General features: G+C 66.3%; 23 protein-coding genes and 2 pseudogenes. 10 read left to right on the forward strand and 15 right to left on the reverse strand.

What is annotated here, in order from left to right; translation table 11 throughout:
* Positions 1-3 precede the first annotated feature (3 nt).
* From QN239_RS24720 to QN239_RS24740, 5 genes are all read right to left on the reverse strand, one after another.
* Positions 4-1251: a fatty acid desaturase family protein gene (locus QN239_RS24720; RefSeq protein WP_499014438.1), complete on the reverse strand. Its 1248-nt coding sequence runs from the start codon at positions 1249-1251 to the stop codon at positions 4-6.
* A 71-nt stretch (positions 1252-1322) separates the two neighbouring features.
* Positions 1323-2456, reverse strand: a complete 1134-nt coding sequence (locus tag QN239_RS24725) for a ferredoxin reductase (protein WP_499014440.1) — start codon at positions 2454-2456, stop codon at positions 1323-1325.
* A 55-nt stretch (positions 2457-2511) separates the two neighbouring features.
* Complete coding sequence (locus QN239_RS24730; RefSeq protein WP_499014441.1) at positions 2512-3867, reverse strand: metal-dependent hydrolase family protein; 1356 nt, start codon at positions 3865-3867, stop codon at positions 2512-2514.
* A 90-nt stretch (positions 3868-3957) separates the two neighbouring features.
* Positions 3958-4461 (reverse strand): DUF6912 family protein, encoded by a 504-nt coding sequence (locus QN239_RS24735; RefSeq protein ID WP_499014442.1) that lies wholly within the window; start codon positions 4459-4461, stop codon positions 3958-3960.
* Positions 4461-5870, reverse strand: a complete 1410-nt coding sequence (locus QN239_RS24740) for a WS/DGAT/MGAT family O-acyltransferase (protein ID WP_090355757.1) — start codon at positions 5868-5870, stop codon at positions 4461-4463. The genes QN239_RS24735 and QN239_RS24740 overlap by 1 nt, the downstream gene beginning before the upstream one ends.
* A gap of 235 nt (positions 5871-6105) precedes the next feature.
* On the opposite strand from QN239_RS24740, the gene QN239_RS24745 reads away from it, so the two are divergent.
* The gene (locus QN239_RS24745) at positions 6106-6573 is read left to right on the forward strand and encodes an Rv3235 family protein (RefSeq protein ID WP_499014444.1); all 468 of its coding nucleotides are present in this window, start codon (positions 6106-6108) and stop codon (positions 6571-6573) included.
* A 58-nt stretch (positions 6574-6631) separates the two neighbouring features.
* On the opposite strand, the gene secA is transcribed toward QN239_RS24745, so the two are convergent.
* The 7 genes from secA to QN239_RS24780 form a co-directional block, all read right to left on the reverse strand.
* A complete protein-coding gene (secA, locus tag QN239_RS24750) occupies positions 6632-9445 on the reverse strand; it encodes a preprotein translocase subunit SecA (RefSeq protein ID WP_090355762.1) in 2814 nt (937 codons plus the stop codon).
* A 153-nt stretch (positions 9446-9598) separates the two neighbouring features.
* On the reverse strand, positions 9599-10273 hold the full coding sequence (hpf, locus tag QN239_RS24755; RefSeq protein WP_499014446.1) for a ribosome hibernation-promoting factor, HPF/YfiA family: 675 nt from the start codon (positions 10271-10273) through the stop codon (positions 9599-9601).
* A 304-nt stretch (positions 10274-10577) separates the two neighbouring features.
* Positions 10578-11207 (reverse strand): ComF family protein, encoded by a 630-nt coding sequence (locus QN239_RS24760; RefSeq protein ID WP_090356259.1) that lies wholly within the window; start codon positions 11205-11207, stop codon positions 10578-10580.
* 75 nt (positions 11208-11282) lie between these two features.
* Positions 11283-13049, reverse strand: coding sequence for an MtrAB system accessory lipoprotein LpqB (lpqB, locus tag QN239_RS24765; protein ID WP_167157511.1), 1767 nt, complete (start codon positions 13047-13049; stop codon positions 11283-11285).
* Positions 13046-14695 carry an MtrAB system histidine kinase MtrB gene (mtrB, locus tag QN239_RS24770; protein WP_499014448.1) on the reverse strand — a complete coding sequence of 550 codons (1650 nt, stop codon included), beginning with the start codon at positions 14693-14695 and terminating at the stop codon, positions 13046-13048. The genes lpqB and mtrB overlap by 4 nt, the downstream gene beginning before the upstream one ends.
* Complete coding sequence (gene mtrA / locus QN239_RS24775) at positions 14692-15378, reverse strand: two-component system response regulator MtrA (RefSeq protein WP_090355772.1); 687 nt, start codon at positions 15376-15378, stop codon at positions 14692-14694. Before mtrA ends, mtrB begins: the two co-directional genes overlap by 4 nt.
* 52 nt (positions 15379-15430) lie before the next feature.
* A complete protein-coding gene (locus QN239_RS24780; RefSeq protein ID WP_167157507.1) occupies positions 15431-16060 on the reverse strand; it encodes a dTMP kinase in 630 nt (209 codons plus the stop codon).
* Between the two features lie 87 nt (positions 16061-16147).
* Between QN239_RS24780 and QN239_RS24785 the strand changes: the two genes are divergently transcribed.
* The 3 genes and pseudogenes from QN239_RS24785 to QN239_RS24795 form a co-directional block, all read left to right on the forward strand.
* Positions 16148-16870: a WXG100 family type VII secretion target gene (locus tag QN239_RS24785; RefSeq protein ID WP_499014450.1), complete on the forward strand. Its 723-nt coding sequence runs from the start codon at positions 16148-16150 to the stop codon at positions 16868-16870.
* Positions 16867-17154: a WXG100 family type VII secretion target gene (locus QN239_RS24790; protein ID WP_499014451.1), complete on the forward strand. Its 288-nt coding sequence runs from the start codon at positions 16867-16869 to the stop codon at positions 17152-17154. Before QN239_RS24785 ends, QN239_RS24790 begins: the two co-directional genes overlap by 4 nt.
* A gap of 494 nt (positions 17155-17648) precedes the next feature.
* A pseudogene (locus QN239_RS24795) lies at positions 17649-17828 on the forward strand (hypothetical protein); the annotation flags it as partial.
* A gap of 78 nt (positions 17829-17906) precedes the next feature.
* Here QN239_RS24795 and QN239_RS24800 read toward each other — a convergent pair.
* Positions 17907-18572 carry a hypothetical protein gene (locus QN239_RS24800; RefSeq protein WP_499014453.1) on the reverse strand — a complete coding sequence of 222 codons (666 nt, stop codon included), beginning with the start codon at positions 18570-18572 and terminating at the stop codon, positions 17907-17909.
* Here QN239_RS24800 and QN239_RS24805 point away from each other — a divergent pair.
* From QN239_RS24805 to QN239_RS24830, 6 genes and pseudogenes are all read left to right on the forward strand, one after another.
* Positions 18462-20285, forward strand: a pseudogene (locus QN239_RS24805) (toxin glutamine deamidase domain-containing protein); the annotation flags it as partial. The gene QN239_RS24800 and the pseudogene QN239_RS24805 overlap by 111 nt on opposite strands.
* A gap of 103 nt (positions 20286-20388) precedes the next feature.
* Positions 20389-20916 (forward strand): SUKH-4 family immunity protein, encoded by a 528-nt coding sequence (locus tag QN239_RS24810; protein WP_499014455.1) that lies wholly within the window; start codon positions 20389-20391, stop codon positions 20914-20916.
* Positions 20917-21006: 90 nt separating this feature from the next.
* A complete protein-coding gene (locus tag QN239_RS24815; protein WP_499014457.1) occupies positions 21007-21534 on the forward strand; it encodes an SUKH-4 family immunity protein in 528 nt (175 codons plus the stop codon).
* Entirely contained in the window at positions 21504-22244 is a 741-nt protein-coding gene (locus tag QN239_RS24820) for a hypothetical protein (protein ID WP_499017038.1), read from the forward strand. The genes QN239_RS24815 and QN239_RS24820 overlap by 31 nt, the downstream gene beginning before the upstream one ends.
* A gap of 14 nt (positions 22245-22258) precedes the next feature.
* Complete coding sequence (locus tag QN239_RS24825) at positions 22259-22501, forward strand: hypothetical protein (RefSeq protein WP_499014458.1); 243 nt, start codon at positions 22259-22261, stop codon at positions 22499-22501.
* Positions 22502-22581: 80 nt separating this feature from the next.
* A complete protein-coding gene (locus QN239_RS24830; protein WP_499014460.1) occupies positions 22582-23202 on the forward strand; it encodes an FMN-binding negative transcriptional regulator in 621 nt (206 codons plus the stop codon).
* On the opposite strand, the gene QN239_RS24835 is transcribed toward QN239_RS24830, so the two are convergent.
* Both QN239_RS24835 and QN239_RS24840 read right to left on the reverse strand, forming a co-directional pair.
* Complete coding sequence (locus QN239_RS24835; RefSeq protein ID WP_499016953.1) at positions 23185-24876, reverse strand: CocE/NonD family hydrolase; 1692 nt, start codon at positions 24874-24876, stop codon at positions 23185-23187. The two genes, QN239_RS24830 and QN239_RS24835, sit on opposite strands and share 18 nt — an antisense overlap.
* A gap of 165 nt (positions 24877-25041) precedes the next feature.
* On the reverse strand, positions 25042-26358 hold the full coding sequence (locus tag QN239_RS24840; protein WP_499014462.1) for a lipase family protein: 1317 nt from the start codon (positions 26356-26358) through the stop codon (positions 25042-25044).

The raw sequence follows: 26358 nt of genomic DNA on the forward strand, positions 1-26358 counted from the left end.
GTCCTACGCGGCGCGCCTGTCCTGACGCCAGCCGCGAACCGTTGCGATGGCGGTCTTGAGTCCGCGTCGCCTGCCGGTGACGGGGTCCTCGACCCCGAAACCTTCCAGCTCCGTGAACATCCGCTCGCTGCGGGTCTCCGGCGCATTGTCCGCGGTGTCGCGCAGATACTTGTTCGGCAACGACAGTTTCGCGATGGTGCGCCATGTCTTGGCGTACTGCAGCAGGAATGACCCGGTGGTGTAGGGCAAGTCGTACTTGTCACACACCGCCTGCACTCGAAGGGACACCTCGTAGAGCCGGTTGCTGGGCAGATCCGGATACAGGTGGTGCTCGATCTGGTGGCACAGGTTGCCACTCATGAAGCGCAGCACCGGACCGTTCTTGAAGTTGGCGCTGCCGAGCATCTGCCGCAGATACCACTCGCCGCGGGTCTCCCCGACCATGTCGGTCTTGGTGAACTTCTCTGCCCCGTCCGGGAAGTGACCACAGAAGATCACCGCGTTGGCCCACACATTGCGAATCACGTTGGCCCAGAAGTTGGCTTTCGCAGTCGACTTGAAGGTCGCGGCGGGCGACAGCGAGGTCAGCGCCGGGAAGGCGACATAGTCCTTGAACAGCTGATGCCCGATCTTCACCCCGGCCTCACGCAAGCGCACCATGGTCGCCTTGCGGTCGTCGCGGCCCTTGGCGATCTTGCCCAGTTCCAGGTGCTGCAGCCCGATGCCCCACTCGAACAGCATCGCCAGCACCGTGTTGTAGAGCAGATTGAAGGCGTTGAACGGCTTCCAGCGCTGGTCGCGGGTGACGCGCAGCAGGCCGTAGCCCACATCGTCGTCCATGCCGAGGATGTTCGTGTACTTGTGATGCATGAAGTTGTGTGTGAACCGCCAGTGCTTGGACGCGCCGTTCATGTCCCACTCCCACGACGAGGAGTGAATCTCGGGGTCGTTCATCCAATCCCACTGACCGTGCAGGACGTTGTGGCCGATCTCCATGTTCTCGATGATCTTGGCCACGCCGAGTGCAGTTGCGCCGGCCCACCAGGCCGACCGTCGCGAACTGGCCGCCAGCACGATCCGGGCGGTCACCTCGAGGGCGCGCTGCGCGGCGATGGTACGGCGGATGTAGCGCGAGTCGCGCTCACCGCGAGAGTCCTCGATGTCCTGTCGGATCGCGTCGAGTTCGACGGCGAGGCTTTCGATATCGGCGTCAGTCAAATGCGCGAACGCAGGTACGTCGGTAATAGCCACTGGTCAACCCTCCTTTGCAATTCCTACTCTAGCGTAACCTACGCTACCGTAGGTTAGCTCTTGGTTAACAGTTATACGTCGACGACGCAGTCGCCGGATGCCGCCGAGACACAGGTCTGCACCCGGGTTCCCGGCTCGTGCTCCACACCTGTCCGCAAGTCCCGGACATGGCCCTCGACAAGCCCGACGACACAGGACTGACAGATTCCCATCCGGCAGCCGAACGGCATCCGGATACCGACCTCCTCGCCGGCCTCCATCAGCGAGGTCGCCGCATCGGCTTGCACGGTTTTGCCGCTGCGCTCGAACGTGATCTTCCCGCCGGTGCCGTGCGGAGCGGCCCGCGTCACCGCGAACCGCTCAAGATGCAGCCGCTCCCCCACGCCGGCCGCGGTCCAGATGCGCTCGGCGTCGCTGAGCATGCCCTCAGGGCCGCACGCCCACACCTGACGATCACGCCAGTCGGGCACCACGTCGGCCAGCCGCAGCAGGTCGAGCCGCCCCTGGGTGCGGGTGGTCCGCACGATCAGGCGGTAACTCGGGTGCGCGCGCTGCAGTTCGGCCAGTTCGGCGGCGAACAGCACATCAGATTCGGTCGGCGCCGAATGCACGTGCACGATATCGGTGATCTGGCCGTGGCGGGCCAGCGTCCGCAGCATCGATATCACCGGGGTGATACCAGAGCCCGCGGTGAGGAAGAGCACCTGAGCCGGCGCCGGGTCGGGCATCACGAAATTGCCCTGCGGCGCGGCGAGTCGCACGATGGTGCCCGGCGTGACGCCGTCCACCAGGTGGGTGGACAGAAACCCCTCGGGCATCGCCTTCACGGTGATGCTGATGGTCCGCTTGCCCCGGCCCGGTACCGGCGCCGAGGTCAGGGAGTAGGACCGCCACCGCCACCGCCCGTCCATCAGCAGTCCGATGCCGACGTACTGACCGGGCTCGTAGTCGAAGGTGAATCCCCATCCGGGTTTGATCACCAACGTCGCCGAGTCGGGCGTCTCCCGACGCACCTCGACCACCCGGCCCCGCAATTCGCGGGCCGACCACAGCGGATTCGCCAGCTTCAGATAGTCATCGGGCAACAGCGGCGTGGTGATCCGGCCGGCGATGGCGCGCAATGTCTTCCAATGGGGCGCCCCGGGAACCGCGGGACGGACCGTGTCAGCCACATTGGCCGAGGTCTTGACAGTGTTCTTGGCCACGCAACCTACGGTACCGTAACCTACGCTTCCGTATCTAGTACCAGCCGGCGAACTCTCAGGACCCCGAGGTGTTCTTGTAGACCTTGCCGTCCTTCATGATGACGGTGAAGTTGCGGCCCGGATCGGCGACCAGTTTCAGGTCGGTCAGTGGGTCCCCGGCCACCAGCAGCAGATCCGCCAGCGCTCCCTCCTCCACCACGCCGAGCTTGCCGGCATAGGGCGACCGTTCACCCGACATGGCCAACAACTCGGCATTGGTTCCGGTGGCCATCGCCAACACTTCCGCCGGCGAGAACCACTGACCGAGTTTGGCCAGCAAGGCGCCCTGCTGTGGGGCCAGCTGCGGGGAGAACAGGATGTCGGTGCCGAATGCGGTCTTGAGGCGGTACTTACGGGCCAACTTATAGACATGGTCGACGCCGTCGACGATCTCCTTGGCCTTGGCCGCCTCGTCGGAACCGGGTGGGAACGCCCCGATCATCTCCGCCGGGATCGGCTGGGTGCTCAGCCAGATGTCCTTGTCGGCCATCAGCTTGGCAGTCTCGTCGTCCATCAGATGCGCATGCTCGATGCAACGCACCCCGGCCCCGATCGCCTGCGCGATGGTGGCCGGCGTATAGGCGTGCACGGTGACGTAAGTGCCCCAATTGGTGGCTGCCTCCGTGGCCGCACGCAGCTCGGGTTCGGTGAAGGTGATCACATCGAGTGGACTATGCGGTGAGGACACCCCGCCGCCAGCGGTCAGCTTGATCTGCGAGGCGCCCTGGAACAGCTGTTCACGGGTGCGCAGCCGCACCTCGTCGGGACTGTCTGCGACCGCGCTCCCACCCATCTCCTCCTGCCGCGACGGCGGACCACCGGGACTGCGCGGCAGATCATTCGGCTGACGGAAATCGCCGTGCCCGCTGGTCACCGTGATGATCGCGCCGGACGGGAAGATGCGCGGTCCGTCGACGACGCCCTGATCGATGGCCTGTTTGAGGCCGAAGCTCGGCCCACCGAGATCACGCACCGTGGTGAACCCACGCATCAACGTGTCGTGGGCCTCCGCGCCGGCCTGCAGATTGAGATAGCCGACATCGGCGGTCAACAGCTGCGCCGGGGACGGCCGTACGAACATGGTGTGCCAGTGGTTGTCGATCAGGCCCGGCATCAGGGTTCGTCCGGTGCCGTCGATCACCGTCACACCCGGTTCGACCGATAGCGCACCGGTCGAGATCTTGACGATCTGATTGCCCTTCACCAACACATTCGACGGCGCCGAAAGCTTGTCGCTGTGCCCGTCGAAGATGCGTACATTACGGAACTCGGTGGCGCCCAGCCCAGGAGCCGGAGAAGGAACCGGAGCCGACGGCGGCACCGGGCTGCCGCTATCGGGTGCGGTCTTCGACGAGCTCTCAGTCCTCGACACGGTGCCACCGCCGCCACATGCCGCGCAAGCCATGACGAGGGTCAGGGTTGCCATCACACGCAAACTTCGCATTACCGGTCGCCTCCAAGATCACAGCAGGTCGAGCAGGAACGGCAGCTCCTGGGGGGCGTACCAGGCCAGATCGTGATCCTGGGCATCCCCGACCGTGAGTTCGGCATCCTCATCGCCCAGGTCTGCCGCGTCGATGACCTCCACCGCTGCCACCACCGCCGCCTCCGCCGCGGCATTGTCGACGTACGCGGCGACGACGTCGTCGTAACCGATCGGACCGGCCAGCCGCACCACCGCATCATCCAGATCAGGTCGCGCGGTCACGGCTGAGGCATCTGGGGCGTCCGCGACGAGCACCACACGACGCGGCGGAAGGTCGCCGGTACCGCCGGCGAGCAATCTCAGCGAAGCCAGCGCCGCCTCGCCCAGGGCCACCTCGGCCAGCTCCTCGTCGTCACCGTGGGCGTACGCCTCACGCAGCGTCGGGGTGACCGCGAAAGCCGTGCCGCTGCGGGCGTGGATCATCCGATCGGCGACCAACTGTTGCAACATCGCCAACGTGGCCGGCACATACACGCGCATCAACGGGCGGCCTCCAACAACTCGTCCAGGGACTCTCTCAACAGGGTGGGAAACACGTCCACATCGCTCATCGCGTCGCGGTCGGCGTTGATCCCGAAGTACAGCATGCCGTTGTACGACGTCACCCCGATGGCCAACACCTGATTGTTCAGCAGCGGCGGCACAGCGTAGGTCTCGACGAGCTTGGTGCCGGCGATGTACATCTGCTTCTGCGCACCCGGCACGTTCGTGATCAGCAGGTTGAACTGCCGTGCGGAGAAACTGGTCGCGACCCGGATACCCATCGCGTGCAGGGTGGGCGGCGCGAAGCCGGACAGCGTCACGATGGTGCGCGCGTCGACCAGGCTGGCCGCGGTCGAATGCGACTCGGTGGCGTGCGCGATCTGCGACAGCCGGACCACCGCGTTACCCTCCCCGATCGGCAGGTCCACCAGGAACGGGGACACTTCGCTGATCGCCTGCCCAGGCCCGGTCGAATCGATCTCGGCATCGGGATACACGGAGTTCGGTGCCATCGCGCGCACGCTCGAGGTGGCCGTGACCGGCTCGCCACGGGACAACAACCAGTTGCGCAGGGCACCCGCGACCACCGCGAGCACCACATCGTTGACATCGCAGTCGTACCGCGCGCGCAGCAACCGGTAATCCTCCAGGCGGTGGCCCGCCACCGTGAAACGCCGATTGCGCGACACCGTGGTGTTGAGCGGGCTACTGGGCGCGGTGCCCCTGGCGACCGTGCGCGCCACATCGGCCACCCGGCGCCCGACGTCGACGAGCGCGCTCGCACTGGTGGCCACCTCGGTCACCGTCGAGCGCAACGACGCCAGCTGGGCCGTCGGGCGGGTGATCCATTCGCCCAGCGCACCCAGCAGCAGCCAGGTATCGCTCGGCTCCCGGCCCGGGATCCAGATGTCCTCGCCGAATTCCGGCGCCTTCGGGGTGCGATCGGCGATCACGTGACCGATCTCGAGCGCCGACATCCCGTTCACCAGCGCCTGATGCGATTTGGTGTAGATCGCGATCCGGTTCTGGGTCAACCCCTCGACGATGTACATCTCCCACAGCGGACGGGTCTTGTCCAAGGGCCGCGAACCCAGCCGGGCGATCAGGTCATGCAGTTGCGCGTCGCTGCCCGGCGACGGGAGTGCCGAACGCCGGATGTGATAGGTGATGTCGAACTCGCGGTCGTCGACCCACACCGGCCGGCCCAGACCGTAACTGACCTCGCGGACCTTCTGCCGATAGCGCGGGATCTGCGGCAAACGCCGCTCCACCGTCTCCAACACCGATTCGTAACTCAGCCCGGCACGCGGTTTGCGCACGATCGACAACGACCCCACGTACATCGGGGTGGCGGTGTTCTCCCGGTGGTAGAAGGCCGCATCGGATGCCGACAGCCTGGTCACCATCGCGGTGTGGCCCCTCCCCTCGCCGGATCAAGCACGAATGACCGTCAACTTAGTCGGCATCGGCTCCGCACCGCATCACGGGTGCATGGGACACCTTCGGAACCGTGCGATCATCAATATGCCTGTGCCTCTCCAGCAGCGCCCTGTCCGTGCCGTTCAGCTGGATTTGTCTTGGAGAGACACTGTGACGACCCTTCCGCATGTAGCCACAGAACCGACCACCCCGTGCGTGGCGATGCCGATCATCGATTGCGAGCCGCCGGCACTGGGGCCCGTCGCCTGCCCGCCACCGGTACTGCGCAGGCGGTCCTCAGCTCATCTACGGCCTGTTACCCGGGCCGACGCGCCGCCGCCGGGCGCCGGAACTCCCCTGCCGCCACCCGCGGCCGGCACCTTCGCCGATCTTGCCCTGCGCCGCGTCCTTGAGGTGATCGACCGCAGGCGCCCGGCCTCGCAGCTGCGGGGTGTGCTGGCGCCGGGCCTCGTCGACGCCACCGCGACGCTGGCCCGCACACCCCAACCGGGCGGCACCGCAGTGCTGCGCCGGGTGGGCTTGCGCCAGGCCGCCGATTGCGCGGACAACGAGGTCAGCGCCGCCGAGGTGTTCGCCAGCTACACCCGGGGCGCGCGGGTGCGGGCCATTGCCGCACGCATCGAACTGGTCTGCGACCGCTGGCAGGTGGTGGCCCTGCAGGTGGGTTAGCGCCGCTCAGCGGCTCAAGCCGGATTGGCCGCTCAGCGGCTCAAGCCGGATTGGCCGCTCAGCGGCCGCGGGCCTTGGCGTCGCGCGCCTGCTGACGGGCCGCCTCGCGACGCTCCTTGCGGGTGCCCGGTTCCGTCGCTGCGTGCCGCCCACCGGCGGGCCGCTGCACCTCCGCCGAACCGTCCTCGGACGGCCCGGAATAGGTGAGCCGTGACGAACCGTCTGCTCCGTCGTCGATCCCCTTGGCGTGCAAGCCCGATGGCCGCTGCTTGGTGGCCACTTGGCCCTGCGCCTGCTGGGCCGCAGCCGCCGCGAATTCGGCCAGACCCTGCGACATCGGCTGCGCCGCGGGAGCGGGCGCCGGCGGTGCGGCCTCGACGGCGACGTTGAACAGGAAGCCGACCGACTCCTCCTTGAGGCCGTCGAGCATCGCGACGAACATGTCGTAACCCTCGCGCTGGTACTCGACCAGCGGGTCACGCTGGGCCATCGCGCGCAGGCCGATGCCCTCCTTGAGGTAGTCCATCTCGTAGAGATGCTCGCGCCACTTGCGGTCGATCACGTTGAGCAGCACATTGCGCTCCAGCTGACGCATCGCGCCCTCGCCGCCGATCGCATCGATCTGCTTCTCGCGCTCGGCGTACGCCCGCTCCGCGTCCTCTACCAAGGCGCCGAGCAGTTCATCGCGGGTCAGCTCGCCGGGCTCTCCGACTGCTCCCGAATCGAGGAGATCGTGATGATCGATACCCACCGGGTACAGCGTCTTGAGCGCCTCCCACAGTTTCTCCAGATCCCAGTCCTCCGAGTAACCCTCGGCGGTGGCACCGTCGACATAGGCGGTGACCACGTCGACCAGCATGTCGTGGGCCTGCTTCTGCAGGTTCTCCCCCTCGAGGATCATCCGGCGCTCTTCGTAGATGACCTTGCGCTGCTGGTTCATCACCTCGTCGTACTTGAGGACGTTCTTGCGGACCTCGAAGTTCTGCTGCTCGACCTGGGTCTGTGCGCTCTTGATCGCGCGGGTCACCATCTTGGCCTCGATGGGGACGTCCTCGGGCAGGTTCAGTCGCGTCAGCAGGGTCTCCAGCGTGGCACCGTTGAACCGCCGCATGAGCTCATCACCCAGCGACAGGTAGAACCGCGATTCACCCGGGTCGCCCTGACGGCCGGAGCGACCACGCAGTTGATTGTCGATACGTCGTGACTCATGACGCTCGGTACCCAGCACGTAGAGACCGCCGACCGCGATCACTTCCTCGGCCTCGGCCTTGGCTTCGCTCTTGATCGCCTTGACGGTCGACTCCCAGGCGGCGTCGTACTCCTCCGGCGTCTCGACCGGGTCGAGGCCCATATCTTTGAGCCGCTTGTCGGCGAGGAACTCGACGTTGCCGCCCAGCACGATGTCGGTACCGCGGCCGGCCATGTTGGTGGCCACCGTGATGGCTCCGCGCCGCCCGGCCTCGGCGATGATGTTCGCCTCCTGCTCGTGGTACTTCGCGTTGAGCACGTTGTGCGGGACCTTGCGCTTGGTGAACTGCCGCGACAGGTACTCCGAGCGTTCCACCGAGGTGGTGCCGATCAGGACCGGCTGCCCCTTCTCATAACGTTCGACGACATCGTCGACGACGGCGATGTACTTGGCCTCTTCGGTCTTGTAGATGAGGTCGGAGGCGTCGACGCGGATCATCGGCCGGTTGGTCGGGATGGCCACCACACCGAGGCCGTAGATCTCGTGCAGCTCGGCGGCCTCGGTCTGGGCGGTACCGGTCATACCGGAGAGCTTGTCGTAGAGCCGGAAGTAGTTCTGCAGCGTGATGGTGGCCAGCGTCTGGTTCTCGGCCTTGATCTCGACGTGCTCCTTGGCCTCGATGGCCTGGTGCATGCCCTCGTTGTAGCGGCGGCCGATCAGCACGCGGCCGGTGAACTCGTCGACGATGAGCACCTCACCGTTGCGGACGATGTACTCCTTGTCGCGCTCGAAGAGTTCCTTGGCCTTCAGCGAATTGTTCAGGTAGCTGACCAGCGGCGAGTTGGCGGCTTCGTACAGGTTGTCGATGCCGAGCTGATCCTCGACGAACTCGACACCGATCTCATGCACGCCGATGGTGCGCTTCTTCAGGTCCACCTCGTAGTGGACGTCCTTCTTCATCAGCGGGGCCAGCCGGGCGAACTCGGAATACCAGTGCGAGGCGCCGTCGGCCGGACCGGAGATGATCAGCGGGGTGCGGGCCTCGTCGATGAGGATCGAGTCGACCTCGTCGACGACGGCGAAGTTATGGCCGCGCTGCACCATCTCGGGCACCGAGTGCGCCATGTTGTCGCGCAGGTAGTCGAACCCGAACTCGTTGTTGGTGCCGTAGGTGATGTCGGCCGCGTAGGCGGCGCGGCGCTCATCGGGGGTCAGCCCCGACAGGATGACGCCGACGTCGAGCCCCAGGAAGCGGTGCACACGACCCATCTGCTCGCTATCGCGTTTGGCCAGGTAGTCGTTGACGGTGACGATGTGCACGCCCTTGCCGGACAGTGCGTTGAGGTAGGCCGGCAGCACACCGGTCAGGGTTTTGCCCTCACCGGTCTTCATCTCGGCGACATTGCCGAAGTGCAACGCGGCGCCACCCATGATCTGGACGTCGAAGTGGCGCTGGCCCAGCACCCGCCAGGCGGCCTCGCGGGCCACCGCGAACGCCTCGGGCAGCAGGTCGTCGAGTTCTGCGCCGTCGGCGACGCGCTTGCGGAACTCGTCGGTCTTGGCACGAAGTTCGGCGTCGGTCAGCTTCTCCACGTCGTCGGACAAGGTGTTCACATAGTCAGCGACCTTTTTGAGGCGCTTGACCATGCGGCCTTCACCGAGACGGAGCAACTTATCCAGCACGCTATTTCCTCTTCAGTGGATGAACATCACAGCAGGTAACTGCGGTCCATCGTAGGTGAACGAAATCGGCGGCCCGGCGAGATACGGCCCGAAGACGCAACGAGCCCCCGGCTGCGCGCCGGGGGCTCGTGCTCGGATCTCGCTCCGTGGGAGTCAGGACAGCCTGATCAGCCCGTAGTCGTAGGCGTGTCTGCGGTAGACGACGCTCGGTCGGTCGGATTCCTTGTCGTGGAACAGGAAGAAGTCGTGCCCGACCAGTTCCATCTCGTAGAGGGCGTCATCGACGGTCATCGGCGTGGCCTCGTGCTCCTTGGTACGCACAATCCGGCCGGGCTCGTGATCGTCCACCGCGATCTCGGTCTGCGCCGACTCGGGGGCGGTGGTGGGCAGGTCCTGCTCCGGGATCACCGCGGTCGCCTCGTGCAGGGAGACGGGCCTCTTGTCACCGTAGTGAATCTTGCGCCGGTCCTTGCTGCGACGTAGCCGGTTCTCGAGTTTGCAGACCGCTGATTCCAGGGCCGCATAGAAACTGTCGGCGCAGGCTTCCCCGCGTACCACGGGGCCTCGGCCGCGCGCGGTGATCTCGACATGCTGACAATTTTTGCGCTGGCGCCGATTCTTCTCATGGTCGAGTTCGACATCGAAAAGGTAGATGGTCTTGTCGAACCGCTCCAGTCGCGCCAGCTTCTCGGAGACGTAGAGGCGGAAGTGGTCGGGAACCTCGACATTGCGGCCCTTGACGACAACGTCGGCGTTGGTGGCCGGCGTTAGGTCCTCGTCTTCGACGACCATGGTAGTGCGATCGGTTTGCACGGATTGGGTTGACATACTTGACAACTCGTTTCTCCTTGCGGTGTCGCACGCGCATTGCGTGCCCGGATTGTCAGAACACGCGTCGGCGGGAAAGTGCATATGCGGCGCCCGCCGGCGCAAGGTGTCGAGTGATCACCTCCTACCGTGTCTTGGCAGCCGCTCGGTGCACGGGCGCCCCGGTGAGGGGGTGCCGCCGTGAAACCTTCACGGGTGGTTGGCCCCAACGTAGTCCGTGTTCACCTGACTGTGCCACCAATTTCGCAGACCTGTTTTGAGTTCTTCATCTGACGGCAATCGAAGACATCGTCGCCGCGGGTCATCACGCGTTCGCGATGGCGAGCACCGCGTGCACCGACACGCCGGAGGTTTGCAGCGCGTCGACGGATGCACATGCCGTGGCGCCGGTGGTCACCACATCGTCGAGCAGGATCACGGGGACTGCGGGCAACGCGCGGACGCGGACGCGGCCCGCCAGATTCCGTTGCCGGTCCGCACTGGAGAGGCCGACCGAATCGCGCGCGAGGCCGGTCAACCGCAGCGCGCGGGTGACAGTGACGCCCGGCAGGGGTGCGACGGCGGTTTCGGCCACCCGGGTGACCGGGTCGCCTCCGCGACGACGGGCCGCCGTCCAGCGCGTCGGCGCGGGCACCACGGTCAGCGGCGTCTCCAACAGACCCCAGGTGAGCAGCTGCGTCAGTCCGGTGCGCACCGCCCCTGCCAGCGGCTCCACCAGATCGGCCCGGCCGTGTTCCTTGACCGCGACGATTGCCTGCCTGCGTGCTGCGGCATAGCGGCCCAGCGATAACACCGGCACCCCGGGGTCCAGCCGCGGTGTCACGACGCGGGGGTCGGCGGCCTTGGTACGCAGTTCGGCGGCGCATGCCGGGCACCAGCGCACACCCGGGGTACCACAGCCTCCGCACTCCACCGGCAGCACCAGATCAAGCAGCACGGACCCAGTGTGGCCGTGGCGTCTGACATCCCGTCCCGGGCGGGCGTGTCACGGGCCGGCCCGTCGGCACGGTCAGCCGGGGAGCACCGGCAACGCCCCGGCGACCATGAGCGGCCGCACCTCGGCCCAGCTCATGTTGTCCTCGGCGGCCGACCCGGACAGCTGCAGCACCCCGCGCTGATCGGCGACGTACACCGTGGATGGATTGGCCGCGACGGTGGTCACCGGCGCCAACAGGTTCTGGGCCGGCCCGTCGGAGTTCACCCCGTCGAGATTGACGTACGACACCGGGTGTGCCGTATCGGTGCGGGTGACGACGATGTCGTCCCCGGTGCGCCAGGACAGCGACACCGCGGTGTCGCCGAGCCCGAAGCCCAGCCGGCGCGGGTAGGTCAGCGCGTACTGCCCACCGGGAGTCTGCTCGACGCCCGCCAGGATCACCTGGCCGTTGATCACCATGGCCGCGCGGGTGCCGTCGCGGGAGAGTTGCAGTTCGGAGATGGGCCCGGAGAACTTGGTCGCGACGGCCGTCGAGTCGACGGGGATGCGCGCGGGCTGCCCCGAGGCCGCCTCCTGGAGCACGCGCACCACATTGTTGCCGTCGACGACGATCCAGATGGCGTCGTCGAGCGACCAGGTGGGCCTGGTGAGCGTGCGCCCGTCGATGGCCTGGCCGGTGTCTCCGCCGAGCGGACCGATCCACAGCGATGACGACATGTCGGGGGCGCCGGGTCGCAGCAGTACCACCGTTGCCGCCTCCTGGCCGCTGCGCGACAGCGCCGCCGACACCTGCCCCGGCATCTGCCCGAACGAACCGGGCACCCGGGGTGCGTTCTGGCCGTCCAGGGAGACCATCGATCCACCGATGAGCGCATGCAAGCCCGCCGCGGCACCGTCGGCAGCACCGGGGTCGCTGGCCGCCACATCGGCGGTGTTCCACCCGTCGGCGAATCTGTCGTCGAGGGCCGCGCCGTCGGCGTTGATGACGTACGGCCCGTTGATACCGGCCCGGGACAGCGTCCAGATGATCTGCGCCGCAAGCAGTTGACGGGTGTGCGGATCCGTCGTCGGCAGATTCTCCAGGTCGATGCGGGCGCCCCCGTAGCCGCGGCCGACACCCGTCTTGCCACCGTCGGCCCGGGTCACCGGGCCGCGCAGGCGCAGCGGGGCGGCCAGCAGGTTGCGCACCGTGCGCGCCATCTCCGGACGCGGCCCGGTGGTCAGTTTGGTCACGAGTTCGGTGGCCAACTGGTCGGCGTCGGCGACCGCGACGTAGCGCGGATCGGGTACGACGGTCTTGCCGGTGGGGTCGGAGAAATACAGCGTGCTGCGCTTATAGGTCTGCTGGAACTGCTGCCAGTCCAGAAAGACACCGTTGGGCAGTTTGTCGATGCGCCAGCCGCCCGGGGTCTTCACCAGTTCGATCGGACCCGGGTCGGGCAAGGCGCCCTCCGCGGTCTCGAACACCCCGACGTCGGACAGCGAACCCAGCATGTCGGCCCGCATGTTCACCGAAACCCGTTCGGGTCCACGGGTTTCCACGAACACGACCCGGTCGATCAGCAGGGCACTACCGGCGTCGTCCCAACCACGCGACGCCGATTCGGTGAGAAACTGCCGGGCCGCCAGATGCCGGTTGGCGGGATCGGCGGTCGCCTTGAGGAATTCGCGCAACAACACATCGGGGTCCATGCCCGGGGTGGGCGTGGGCAGGCTCGGCGGGGCGGGCCGGTCGACGGTGCCGATCGCCTGCGGGGACGACGAACTCGGCACTCCGGCGCAGCCGGCCAGCGAAACGATCAGCACCACAAGCCACGTCAAGGCCGGCAGGCGCTTCACACGCCCTCCCCCGCCGGTTCGCGTTCCCGGCGTGCGGGTGCGGCCTGATCGACGGGCTTGAGCGGCAGCGGGCTGGTGGTCACCTTGTGACCGCGCACCAGCGGCAGGGTGAGCCGGAAGCATGCACCCTTACCCGGTTCGCCCCAGGCCTCCAGCCGACCCTGGTGCAGCCGGGCGTCCTCGATGCTGATCGCCAACCCCAGCCCCGTGCCGCCGGATCGGCGCACCCGGGACGGGTCCGACCGCCAGAACCGGCTGAACACCAACTTCTCCTCACCGGGGCGCAGACCGACGCCGAAGTCACGGACGGTCACGGCGACGGTGTCCTCGTCGGCGGCCATCCGGATCTGCACCGGCTTGTGCTCGGCGTGGTCGATCGCGTTGGCGATGAGGTTGCGCAGAATGCGTTCCACCCGACGGGGATCCACCTCGGCGATCACCCCGGTCAACGGCATGTCGACGTCCAGTTCGATCCCTGCGTCGGCGGACAGGTGCCCCACGTTGTCCAGCGCGCTCTGCACCACCGACTGCAGATCAACCGCTTCCACGGCCAACTCGGCGACGCCGGCGTCGTGGCGGGAGATCTCCAGCAGATCGGCGAGCAGGGTCTCGAAGCGGTCGAGTTCGTTGACCATCAGCTCGGTGGAACGCCGCAGCGCCGGGTCCAGGTCCTCGCTGTGGTCATAGATCAGGTCCGCCGCCATCCGCACCGTCGTCAACGGCGTGCGCAGCTCGTGACTGACGTCAGAAGTGAAGCGGCGCTGCAGGTTTCCGAACTCTTCGAGCTGGGTGATCTGCCTGCTGAGGCTCTCGGCCATATCGTTGAAGGACACCGCCAGCCGCGCCATGTCGTCCTCGCCGCGCACCGGCATGCGTTCGGTGAGATGGCCTTCGGCGAACCGCTCGGCGATCCGCGACGCCGACCGCACCGGCAGCACGATCTGGCGTGCCACGAGCAGCGCGATCGCCGCGAGCAGTCCGAGCAGCACGACGCCGCCGGTGGCCATGGTGCCGCGCACCAGCGAGATGGTCGATTCCTCGTTGGTCAGCGGAAAGATCAGGTAGAGCTCCAGATTGGTGACCTGCGAGGATGTCGGGCTGCCGACGATCAACGCGGGACCGGAGAAGCCGTCGGTGTGCACTCCGGCGTACTGGTAGCTGACCTGGCCGGCCTTGACGAAATCGCGTAATTCCTTGGGCACCTGCTGTACCGGTCCGGCCGCGGTGGCGGCGCGGGGTCCGTCACCGGGCACCACGAGAACGGCGTCGAAGGCACCGGCCAGCCCCGCACCGGTGTCGACCTTGCGGTCGATGAGGGTGTTGCGCGCGAGCTGCAGGCTGCTGTCGAGGGATCGGGTCTCCTCGCCACCGACGATGCCACTGACGGTGTTGCGGGCGCGTTCGATCTCCTCGGTCGCGGCCCTGACCTTGACCTCGAGAATACGGTCGGTGATCTGACTGGTGAGCACGAAGCCGAGCACCAGGATGACCGCCAGCGACAACCCGAGCGTCAGGCTGACCACTCGCAGCTGCAAGGACCGCCGCCACGCGAAACCGACTGCCCGGCCGAGCGCGGCCAGACCCCGCACCATCGGGCCCGAGCCGCGGAAGCGGCTGCGGACGCGACGCCGCGAGCCGAAGATCACGGCGGTCCGGCCTTGTATCCCACTCCTCGAACGGTCAGCACCACCTGCGGGTTCTCCGGGTCGGTCTCGACCTTGGCCCGCAACCGCTGGACATGCACGTTCACCAAACGGGTGTCGGCTGGGTGACGGTATCCCCACACCTGTTCGAGCAGCACATCACGAGTAAACACCTGCCGCGGTTTGCGTGCCAACGCCACCAGCAGGTCGAACTCCAGGGGCGTGAGGGAGATCTGTTCCCCCGCACGGGTCACCTTGTGCGCGGGCACATCGATGTCGATGTCGTGGATGGACAGCAGCTCGGCGGGCTCGTCGTCGTTGCGGCGCAGCCGGGCCCGGACGCGAGCCACCAACTCCTTGGGTTTGAACGGCTTCATCACGTAGTCGTCGGCGCCGGACTCCAGGCCCAGCACCACGTCCACGGTGTCGGTCTTGGCCGTCAGCATGACGATCGGCACGCCGGAGTCGGCGCGCAGCACGCGGCACACGTCGATTCCGTTCATGCCGGGCAACATCAGGTCGAGCAGCACGAGGTCGGGGCGCAGTTCGCGCACCGCGGTGAGGGCCTGGGTGCCGTCGCCGATGACCGCGGTGTCGAAACCCTCGCCACGCAGCACGATGGTGAGCATCTCGGCCAGGGAGGGGTCGTCGTCCACGACCAGGATCCGTTGCCTCATGGGCCCCATCGTGTCACCAAATCGTGACAAACCGCCGGTGCCACACCGCGTCAGTTTCGACCTATGCGAGGAGGGTCTCGGCCAGTTGCCCCGGATGGATATCCGGGGCGGCCACCGCCCACCGGCCGGCCCAGTCGGCAGCGGCCAGCGCGCGGTACACCTCACCGGTCCGGCGTTGCAGTCCGCCGTCACGCTCGTAGGCGTCGCGGGCGCGGTCGGCTTCCTGCGCCGCGCGGGACACCGCGCGCTGCTCGGCCAGCTCCACGGGGACGTCGAGCAGCACCTGCCAATCCGGTCCGGGCAGGTTCAGCCGGCCGAATTCGAGGTCACGCACCCAGGCCACCACCTCTCCGTCGGCGTGCTGATGCAGCCGGGCCGCGCTGTAGGCGGCATTCGACGCCACGTAGCGATCCAGGATGACGACATCGTGAGAATCCTTGCGGCGGTTGATCTCGTCGCGGGCGCCGGCCCGGTCGAGGGCGAACAACGTCGCCATCGCGTACACCGAGTCGGCCAGGTCGCCATGGCCGCCGTGCAGTGCCTCGGCGGCCAGGTCGGCGTGGATCGATTCGCCGTACCGGGGGAAGGCCATCGTGGTGACGGTTTTCCCGCGGGCCTCGAAGTCCGCTCGCAGGCCCTCGGTCAGAGTTCGCTTGCCGGCGCCGTCCAGGCCTTCGATGACGATGAGCACGGGGCGAGCGTAACTGGTGCATCAGGGTGCCTTCGGGGGCGAATAAGCTGCACAGTGGTGTCGGCCGTCCGATGACACGGGGGTGAGATGGAACGTCCGGTCGAAGTTGTCGTGTCCGAACTGCATCTTGCCGCGAACCGGCTGCGGGAGGCGGGGCAGCGCTTGCAGGACGGCCTGTCCAGCGTGGACCTCGAAACCCGCGAGCTCTTGGGGTCGGGCTGGAAAGGTGACGCCGCGTCCGCCTACTCCACCGCGTGGGACCAGTGGCACCACGGTGCGGGCCAGGTGGTCCGCGGCGTGCAGACCATGTCGGACCTGCTGAGGGTGGCCGGCGATCAATACGAGAGAACCGACGAGCAGGCCGCCGGTGCGGTTGCGTCGTCGTTCCCCGCGTCGGGTGCCGGTGACGGTCAGGGCACCCCGTCGGGCTCTCCGGCGGGCTCTCCAGCGACCGGCGCGACGGCGCAGCCCTCGTCGGGTGCGGCGTCCGGTTACTCAGGATCGTCCGACGCACTGTCTTCTTCGGTGGGGCAAGTGGGTCAGGTCGGTGGGCAGGTGGCCTCCGGGCTGGCACAGGCCGGTCAAACGGCCGGCGCCATGGTGACGCAAGCCGCACAGGCAGCCGCTGGGGTGGCGCAACAGGTCGGCCAGACCATCGAGCAGGCGGTCGAGAAGGCCGTCGAGACGGCGAAGGATGCCAAGGACCCGGAAGACCATGACGGGGCAGCGCCCGGCGATGACGGGCCGACGGGGGCACCGGTCGAGCCGCCCGCTGACTCCCAGACGTCCGGCCGCGAGGTGCCGCGGTGACTCAACTGGTGGTCGATTTCGGGAGGATGCAGGCGGCAATCGAGCACATGCAGGCGTTCGAGCGTGAAGTCACCGAATGCCTGGAGGACATCGACCGCACGATGGCCACGCTGCGCACGTCCTGGCATGGCGAAGGTTCGGATGCCCAGGCGCAGGCTCAGCAGCAATGGGAAGACGGCGCCGAGCAGATGAAGTCGGCGCTGAAGCAATTGCGGTCCATCGCCCAGGCGGCCGAAAAGAACTACACGGAAGCCGTCACCAAGAACGGCGCGATGTGGGGGTAGTCGCCTCGGCACACGGCCGGATCGAGGTCGACCCGGATGTCCTGATCGATGCCGGCAAGCGGGTCGAATCGCTCGGGTCACAACTGGGGATGTTGTGCGACTCCTTGAGTTCCGCTCTGGGAAGCGGCATCTCCTCAGGTGCGGATACGGCCGGGCTGAGTTTCGCTCTCGATTACGGACGCCAGGCACAGGACTTCGCCAACACGCTGGCCCAAGGCGCGAATGCGTTCAAATCCGTCGGCTACATGCTGCAGGCGACGGGCTACAACTACAAGAACGCCGACGCCGGCTCGACCATCGGCGGTCACGCTCCTACCGGCAGTCTGGGCCCCCAGCCCGGTGACACAGTCGCCGGCGACATGCCCGCGGGCCCGAACGGAGCCATGGTCCCGCCGCCCACCATGTGGTACCTCGTCGAGCCGCTGCTGCTGACAATGCCCGGCCTGGGGTTGTTCGGGGCGGCAATGACCTGGCCGTCCGGGAACGCCGCAATGATGAATGTACTTGCCGCCCAATGGCGTAACTTCGCCACCGGATTCGCCATCTTTCAATCCGAATTGAACGGGCTCAAACCCGCCGTGGCCGCACAGAACATTCCCGAAGGCGCGAAGATCGGCGAGGCTTTCGACGCCATCGGCGAGGCCATGTCGCGCCTGACCACCACGGCTTCGGATTTGGCCCAGCACATCACCGATTTCGCTCGGGAGGTGCAGCAGACCCAAGATGCCATCCGCCGACTGCTGGACCGACTGTCACTGTCGGGCCTGTGGGACACCGTCACCGATTTCTTCACCGGCGACGGAATGAAAGTACTGCGCGAGGTCGCCCACGATGTGGGCACCGTGCTGAGCAATTTCCAGCGACAGGTCGAGGGAATCGTCGGTCTGCTCAACGAACTCAAGAATCTCATCAGCGATGCCGCAGATGCATTCGAGAAGTGGGTCCGGCCCGTCCTGGTTGCGCAGTTCGGCGACGGCGTGGGCAATGCCCTGGCCGATGCCGTCACGCTCTACACCGATTTCGAGGTCGGTATCGCGAACGGCCTGATCAATACGGTGTCCGGTGTGGTGTCGATGGCCAACCCGGAGATGTGGGAGGGCCTGGCCAAGACGGCATGGGCAGTGGCCAACGATCCGTCGAAGGCACCGGGCGTGCTGGCCGAGATGGGCAAGCAGTTCATCGCGCTGGACCAGTGGACAGGTGACCATCCGGGTCGCGGCGCGGGTGAGGCGGCGTTCAACATCGGTTCCTTGTTCGTGCCTGGTGGCGCGCTGTCGAAGACGGGCAGCGTCGCCAAGAGTCTGAACATGACCAGGCGAATCTTGGATGAAGGTCGCCTGCCCAAGCTCGGGGAGATCGGCCCGTGGAGTCGGGGCGCACCCAGCGTCGAGGGTCTGGGTGATCTCCCTGGCGGACAACGGGTTCCAGATGTTCCCGAGGTCCGGCCTGGTGCGATTCCCGATTCGCTCGTGGGCCCGAGCGCACCTCGTGGCATCGACGCGCCCACCGCCCCGCACGGACTCGAGGGGCCGTCCGGGCCGCCCGATCCGCCGGGACCGCAGAGCACCCCTGGTGGACCTCATCAAGGAACGGGTGGCGGTGACGGTCCCCCGCCGGAGCCTCCCGGACGTTCCGTTCCGCCTTCGGATCCCGGCCCGGGGCGCGTCGACGGTCCGTCGCCGGAGTCCTCCGCTTCGCCGCACTCCCCGGACTCGTCGGCACCGCCTGCGCCCACGCATGTGCCCGAATCGCCCAGTCCGACTGGCACGCACGAAGCCCCGCGAGCACCGTCGGAGTCGACGCCCGCCGCGTCGGCACATGCGCCTGAGTCTCGAGTGCCGGAGTCCAACTCGCATGCGTCGGAGACTGGTTCGCGCCCAGTCGAGCACCAGGGCAGCCCCGGCGTCGGCGAGAACCACTCGCCTGCCGGCCACGATGCGGCCGCTGCCAGCCACACTCCGGTCGAGCACCAGCCGACGATGGAACGGCCCGTTGGGCACGAGGCGTCGGCGGTGCACGAACCCAACACGCACGAACCGGCGGCGCATCAGCCCACCTCACCTGACTCCGTCGACCACGGTTCAGCTCAGACCCCGACAGACCGCAACGGGGGACAGCACTCTGCGCCGGCGCCCATGGTGGGCGGCATGCCGATGGCACCCCATGCCGCGGGCGGCATGCACGGTCCGACCGACGCGCCGAACCGAACGCCGGCCCCCGAAACCCCGGCGCGCAGCCCGGAAACCCGCACACCGCAGGGCAACACACCAGAGAGCCCGCGCGCCCAGGCACCCAGCGGCGCCGGGCCGTCGGTTGAGCGATCGCCCCAGGCGCCGGTGAAGCCGGCGGCGGCGCATGAGCCGGACGCGGCTACAGCGACCCCGCGGCCCGGGCCAGAAGCACACGCGCCGAGAGCGGGAGAAGGCACACCCACTCCCCCAATTCACGAGACGCCCCATGCAGGTGACCCCTCTGGACATCACCCCGACCCGTCGGGCTCCAGCCATGAATCCGGCGCCGGCCAACATCCTGATCCGGATCCGACTGGCCCAGTGGGCAATCCGGCTGACGACCGTATCTACGGCCCGCATCAACTGGATCGTGTCGAGGACCCTGCGTATCAGACCGCGGTAGAGAATGCCCTGCGCGACTCGCACGGTGACTACCTCAGGCACGCCGATCCGCGAACAAACGACTACGGCAACCTGATCAACGACGGCGGCCCGGAGGTCAGGGGTCGGTCGAACAACTGCCTTGACTGCTCGCTGTCCGCATTGTCGTCATTTCATGGAGACCCCACCGTATCGGCACCAAGATTCCCGGATAAGTTGCCGGACGGCATGATCGACACGCGTTCGGGCGAGCTCGGCGGGTTGCACCGTGCCGCAACGTGGCTCGGCAGGCCCCTACTGGAGTTCCATGGGATGGGACTCGTAGACCAGTTCGACGCACTCCACAGGCACATCAGCGACCTCGGGCCCGGCTCGTCTGCTTTGGTTGTCAACGGCTGGCATGCCCGCGATCCGCATACTGGCCAATACCTGCATCATCCCGACGGCTCCCCCGTGACCGACGGCTCCCACGCAACGGTCGTCGTCTATCCCGAAGGCGCTGACGGGCCGGTCTGGTGGGATCCGCAACAACGTATTACGTCCGATCGGCCGCCCCCGTGGATGGTCGACCGGTCGTCTTATCTGAATTTCACACCGATCGAACCCAGCCGAGGAGTACACGATGGCGGAGTTGGAGACCAGGGAACAGGCGCTGGCGTATCTGGCGCGGATGTCGCCGACCGAGACCTTTCAAGTGCACCCGGTGAGCAAGGGGTGGGTCGCGACGAAAGTGCTGTCCCCGGAACAGATGGCGACGGGCCAGTCAGTGGGTCTGGCTCGGCTGGTGATCGATTCGGAGACGGGGATCATCTACCAGTACCCGAGTTGGTCGGAGACCATGGTGGCCGAGGCGTACACGACGTTCAAGGAGACGGGATTCAACCGGGGCGGGAGCCGGATCTACCCGTATCAGTCGAGGATCACGATTCAACGGGTGCGGGAGGACGCGCGGACCATCGTGTATCAGATGACGGTGGAGTCCTTGACCGATCCACCGGAGCCCACGCAGCAGAGTCAATTGACCATCGAGAAGGCGACATTCGCGCACGAGCCGAGGGGTTGGCTGGCGAGCGTGGCGACGTCTCACGCGGAGTGGCTGAGCCGGCAGAACCGCGGGGTGTGGCCGGAGGTGGCGACGACCGAGGTGTAGGTGGCGACGCCTCAGATAGCTCGTCCGCCTCCACTGAGCACAATCCATCCACGGATCACCCCGCGGCCGAACTTCTCCAAGGAACACGCGATGAAAAAGCTGGAGACCAGGGAACAGGCGCTGGCGTATCTGGCGCAGAGGTCGCCGAGGGAGACCTTTCACGTGCACCCGGTGAGCAAGGGGTGGGTCGCGACGAAAGTGCTGTCCCCGGAACAGATGGCGACGGGCCACTCAGTGGGTCTGGCTCGGCTGGTGATCGATTCGGAGACGGGGATCATCTACCAGTACCCGAGTTGGTCGGAGACCATGGTGGCCGAGGCGTACACGACGTTCAAGGAGACGGGATTCAACCGGGGCGGGAGCCGGATCTACCCGTATCAGTGGGAGATCACGATTCGACGCACGCTGGAGGACGCGGAGAAGATCGTCTATCAACTGACGGCGGAGTCTCTGAACGATCCACCCGAAACGACCCAGCGACACCCGCTGACCATCGAGAAGAACTCATACCTGTCCGATCCGAGGGATCCGCTGTCCAAGGTGGCGGCGTCGCACGCGAGATGGGTCAGCGACCAGAATCAGGGAACGTGGCCGGAGGCGGACACCATGCACCGATAAATGCCGATGGCAACGAACCCGTCTCCAACGAGCCTTCGGGTTCCGACAATCCAGCACAAGACAGTGAGCAACGGGAACTGAGTGCGGGCCGCACTGAAAGAAGCCCCGACCCCGAAGAGCAATCTGCTCATACCGGCGCCGATTCGGAAGGTAACGCCGTCAACTCAGATGAAGGGACACATGCCGACTATTCGGATACTGGCGGTGTCCCCATCAGTAGGGAGAAGTTTGACGAGATCCTCGCCACCGAAAAAGGACAGCGACCACCGCCTGATACGTATTTGCCTGCTGAGTACATCGCCGAACACCTTCGGAATTTCGAGGACGGCGCGTCACGGATCTTGATCCGAAGCAGCTATGAGGAATACGGCATCGGGAAACCAGATCTGGGTAGGAGCGAGTTCGTCTTGACCAACGCTGATGCAAAGGCAATGCTCGACGAGTCCGGCGGCGATCCAATTAAACTCGCTCAGAAGCTCGGCATTCCTGAAGATCAGCTAGCCAATGACAGCCTCGTCATCGTCCACTTCCACCCGACGAGCTCGTACGCTTCGCACATGCCTTCGGGCAACGAGTGGGGTGCCAATGACCAGTGGCTCCCCGGCGGAAGGCTTCCAAAGGGAGACTTGGAGGCAATCGTTCACACGGAAGACATGGACAATGGGCGCGATTACACGGTGATAGATATAGCGACGGGAGACGTACTGTAGTGGAAGTAACTCGAGTGGCGATGAATCCGTGGGACTTCACGCTCTACAGGTCTACCAATGGCGACCTCATCCTGAAGGTGATTTTCAGCGAGGGTGAGTACAAGACCGATATCGGCCGGTACTTCCTCATCAACTCCCTGAACATCGACGTAAACAACATCGAACAACTGAAATCACTGGCTGCCCGAATCCGAGAAGATTATCCCGCAGTACCCCATCAACAGATCGACAAGTCAGACGTGATCATCGTCAAGTAGGTGAGGAGGCATGTCCTCTGATGGCCGGGCCCCTCTGAAAACCCCTTGCCCCCACCCACCCCGTCCCGGACCCTGGACCCATGTACGTCCCCGCACACTTCGCCCCCGACGATGACGCGGTCCGTGAGCTGCTCACCCACCACGGCGCCGCCGATCTGATCACGGCGACACCGGAGGGCCTCGTCGCGACGATGTTGCCTTTCATCTACGACGCCGAGCACCGGACGCTGCTGGGACATCTGGCGCGCAACAACCCGCAGTGGCAGTTGCCCGTCCTGGGCGAGGCGATGGTCATCGTCCGCGGCGCCGACTCCTACATCAGCCCCAGCTGGTACCCGTCCAAGGCCGAGCACGGCCGCGTGGTGCCCACCTGGAACTACTTGACTGCCCATGTCTACGGCACCGTCACCATTCACGACGATCCGGTCTGGCTCGACGCTCTGGTGCGCCGACTCACCGACAAGCACGAAGCGAACCGTCCGAGGCCCTGGAGCGTCGATGACGCGCCCGAGAAGTTCCTCACCGGGCAGCTGCGGGCCATCGTCGGTGTCGAGATCAACATCAGCCGGATAGAGGCCAAGTTCAAACTGAGCCAGAATCGGCCCGCCGCCGATATCGACGGAGTCATCAACGGGCTCAAGGAGTCCGGGAACGAGGAAAGCGCCGCAGCAGTCGAACGCTGGTCAGGGAATGATCGGTAGCGTGACCGACGACGGGTGCGCGGGATCATGCAGGATGGTTTGCACGGCCGGCACCGTCGCGGTGTCCTGCCCGAACGGCGCCCCGGTGTTCGGGTTGGGCGCGAATTGTGGGTAGTCGCTGCTGGAAATCTCCAGCCGCACCCGGTCCCCGGATCTGAACTCGTAACTCGTGGGCCAGATTTGGATATGCAGCTCATACGGTTGACCGGCCACCATCGGTGCGGGCTGCGACAGCGAGTCGCGGAAGGCAGTCCGCAGGATGCCGTTGTTCAGGTTGACGGCCTGCCCGTCGGGTTTCACCACGATGAGCTTCGCAGTGAAGTCGGTATCGACAGCCGAGGACTGCGCCCACAGTGTCACCGACACCGGCCCGGTGATCTCGGTGTCGTGCGTCATCGGCGCCGAGTCGTAGACCAACACATCAGAACGCTGCTCGACCGGCGTCTGATCGTAGGGGCCCTGTGGCCCCGACATCGCGCCGCAGCACGAATGGCCACCGAGGCTCGGCGCCGGGTAGGACGGGTCATAGGTGTAGGTATCCGGCCCCTGTGCCGCCGGTAAGACCGGCAACAGCGATCCCTTACGCTCGGCCGATCCCCCATTGCCCGACAGAAACCAGTTGACCCATTCCGTCTGCGGCAGTGGCCAACCCGACGCCTGCCGCCAGCTGTTGGCACCCATGACGAAGTAGTCGACCCGTGGCGTGCCGCCGATGCCATTGTCGGCGCCCTTGAGGAAGTGGTCGAACCACTGCAGCATCAACTCGTTGATGGGGCTGTTGCCGACGGGACCGATATCGGCGAGCATCGGCGCGGGGCGCGAGTCCGGCCGACCCCACGCCACATGATCCCATGGCCCTATCACCAGCCGCTGATTGGCGCGGGCGGTCTCGCTCCCGCCGCGGGTGGTCATTCCGGTGAAGTTCTCCACCCCGCCAGCGAGAAACGCGTCATACCAGCCCTCCACATCCAGTACCGGGATGCGCACCGAAGGATACCGGTCCCGAATGCTGACCGACTTCCAGAAATCGTCACGCGCGCTGTGCCGGATCCAGTCGAAGTACCACGGCGCCACCGCGGGGTTCTGCGGTTGCAGCGGCGGAAGGTCCTTGAACGGGCGGAAATCTAGCCACCGGGTCGGCTCGCCGGCGGCTGCCTCCAGACGGGCCAGCGCAGACAGGTCGTTGCGGTTGCGTGCGGCAGTCGTCGCGATCGAGTCGATGGCCCAGGGTTGCACGAACGCCAGCCGGAACTCACCGCCCTCATAGGTCCAGCCGTCGTAGTAGTCCGATGCGGTGTTGGCCGGAACGATGGTCACCAGATGAGGCGGTGCCGTCACTGCGGCGAGCCACTGGGTGGCGCCCACGTAGGACGACCCGTACATACCGACCTTGCCGTTCGATCCGGGCAGCGCCGCGGCCCACTCCACCGAGTCGTAGCCGTCAGCCATGTCATGGGTGAACTCGCTGAACGTCCCGCCGGATGCACCCTGACCTCGAACATCTTGTACCACAACGAGATAACAGTGGGAGGCGAACCAGTCCGGCGGCTGGAACCGCGCTGGCGCCACCTGGGCGCCGGACTTCCCGTACTGCGTGCGCATCAGGATCACCGGCACGAGGTCCGCGCTCCTGGGCCGGTAGACATCGGCGCGCAGCACGGTACCGTCCCGCATGGTCGCGGGCACATCGTGCTCGGTGTCCACGGCGCAGGGTCCCCGGCCGACCGCGGCCGGAAAGGGCGACGGAACCCCGCCCCTGGTCGGCCCGCAGGCGCTTGCCAGGAGCAGCACCGTCACAAGGATGGCGGCGGCTCGCACATTCGGCAGCCTAGTCCTGCGTCAGTACGTCCCGCAGTTGGGCGCGGTCGGCACTCCGTTGAACCGGTCGGCGATCCACTGCATCGCCGGTTCCCCGTCGACCAGCATGGGCAGCGCGTGGTTGATGACCGCCTTGTTCAGAAACGGAGGCTGCTCATTGGTGCGGAACTCCACATCGGCGCCCTTGTCGCACCAGTCCCTGGCCATCTGATTGGCCGCCGTCCACGGCACCAGAGGGTCAAACCTGTTGCTGTTGACCAAGACCGGCGCATTGGGCCGCAACGTACCGATGCGCTGCAGGTCGAACAGCCCCTTGAAGGCAGGTTCGGCCATCAGTTCCTCGATGGGCTCGTTGAAATAAGGCTGCAGGTGCCGGAACATGAACTTCATCAGCGTCTCGCCGATGCACTGGTCTTTGACCTTGGCCAGCAGATCCTCGCCACGCGGAGTCAGCTTGGACCTGATCAAGGGCTCCGCCTCAGGGTACGACTGCATGATGCCGTTGAGCGCATATCCGACCACCCCGACCAGGGCGCTTCCGTCGGCGAAGGGCATCAACTCGGCCAGATCCGCCGGCGGCGCACCCGCATACGATCCGACGATGTTGAGGTCGGGGGCATAGCTGGCGGCCAGTTCGGCGGCCGAGGCCGCCGCCCCGCCCCCCTGGGAATAGCCCCAGAAGGCCGTCGGCCCACCGGGACTCAGCGAGGTGCCGGGCAGTAGCCGCGCCGCGCGGGCGGCATCCAACATGGCGTGCCCCTCGGAGAGCCGGTTGACGTAGGTGTGCGTGACACCGATGGTGCCCAGTCCCTCGTAGTCGGTCATCAGGATGGCGAACCCGCGCGCGACCATGGTGGCCACGAACATCTCTTCGTAGTTGAAACCGAAGTCCAGATACGGCGACCAATGGATGCCCTGGTTGAACTGTCGCGATGGTGCGCACTGGTCACCTTGGCCCTGGGTGCCCGGACCGTAGACGATGAGTGGCCGCGGCCCCTGTCCCGGCCAGGCGTTATAGGGCTCGAAGTAGGTCCCGGTGACCACGTCGGGGTTGCCGCGGGCATCGGTCGACAGGTACATCACCCGGGTCCCGGTAGCCATGATGGCCCCGAGCTGGCCCGACGGTTCCAACACCAACCGCGATGGTTCGGTGCGCACCAGATCGCCCGGCTTACCGGCGGGCAATGGATTCGGTGGCGTGTAGAAGTCGGTGTATTCGTCCTCGTTGTAGTACGGATACCAATCGTCCGCCGCCGCCCGAGGGACGAAACCCGTTGCCAGACAACCGGAAAACCCAGCCAAGAACACGACTAGTAGAGCAACCCCGACCCGAATCAC

Origin of the sequence: Mycolicibacterium sp. Y3 (assembly GCF_051188035.1) — a bacterium.
In the GTDB taxonomy this organism is placed as follows: domain Bacteria; phylum Actinomycetota; class Actinomycetes; order Mycobacteriales; family Mycobacteriaceae; genus Mycobacterium; species Mycobacterium fluoranthenivorans.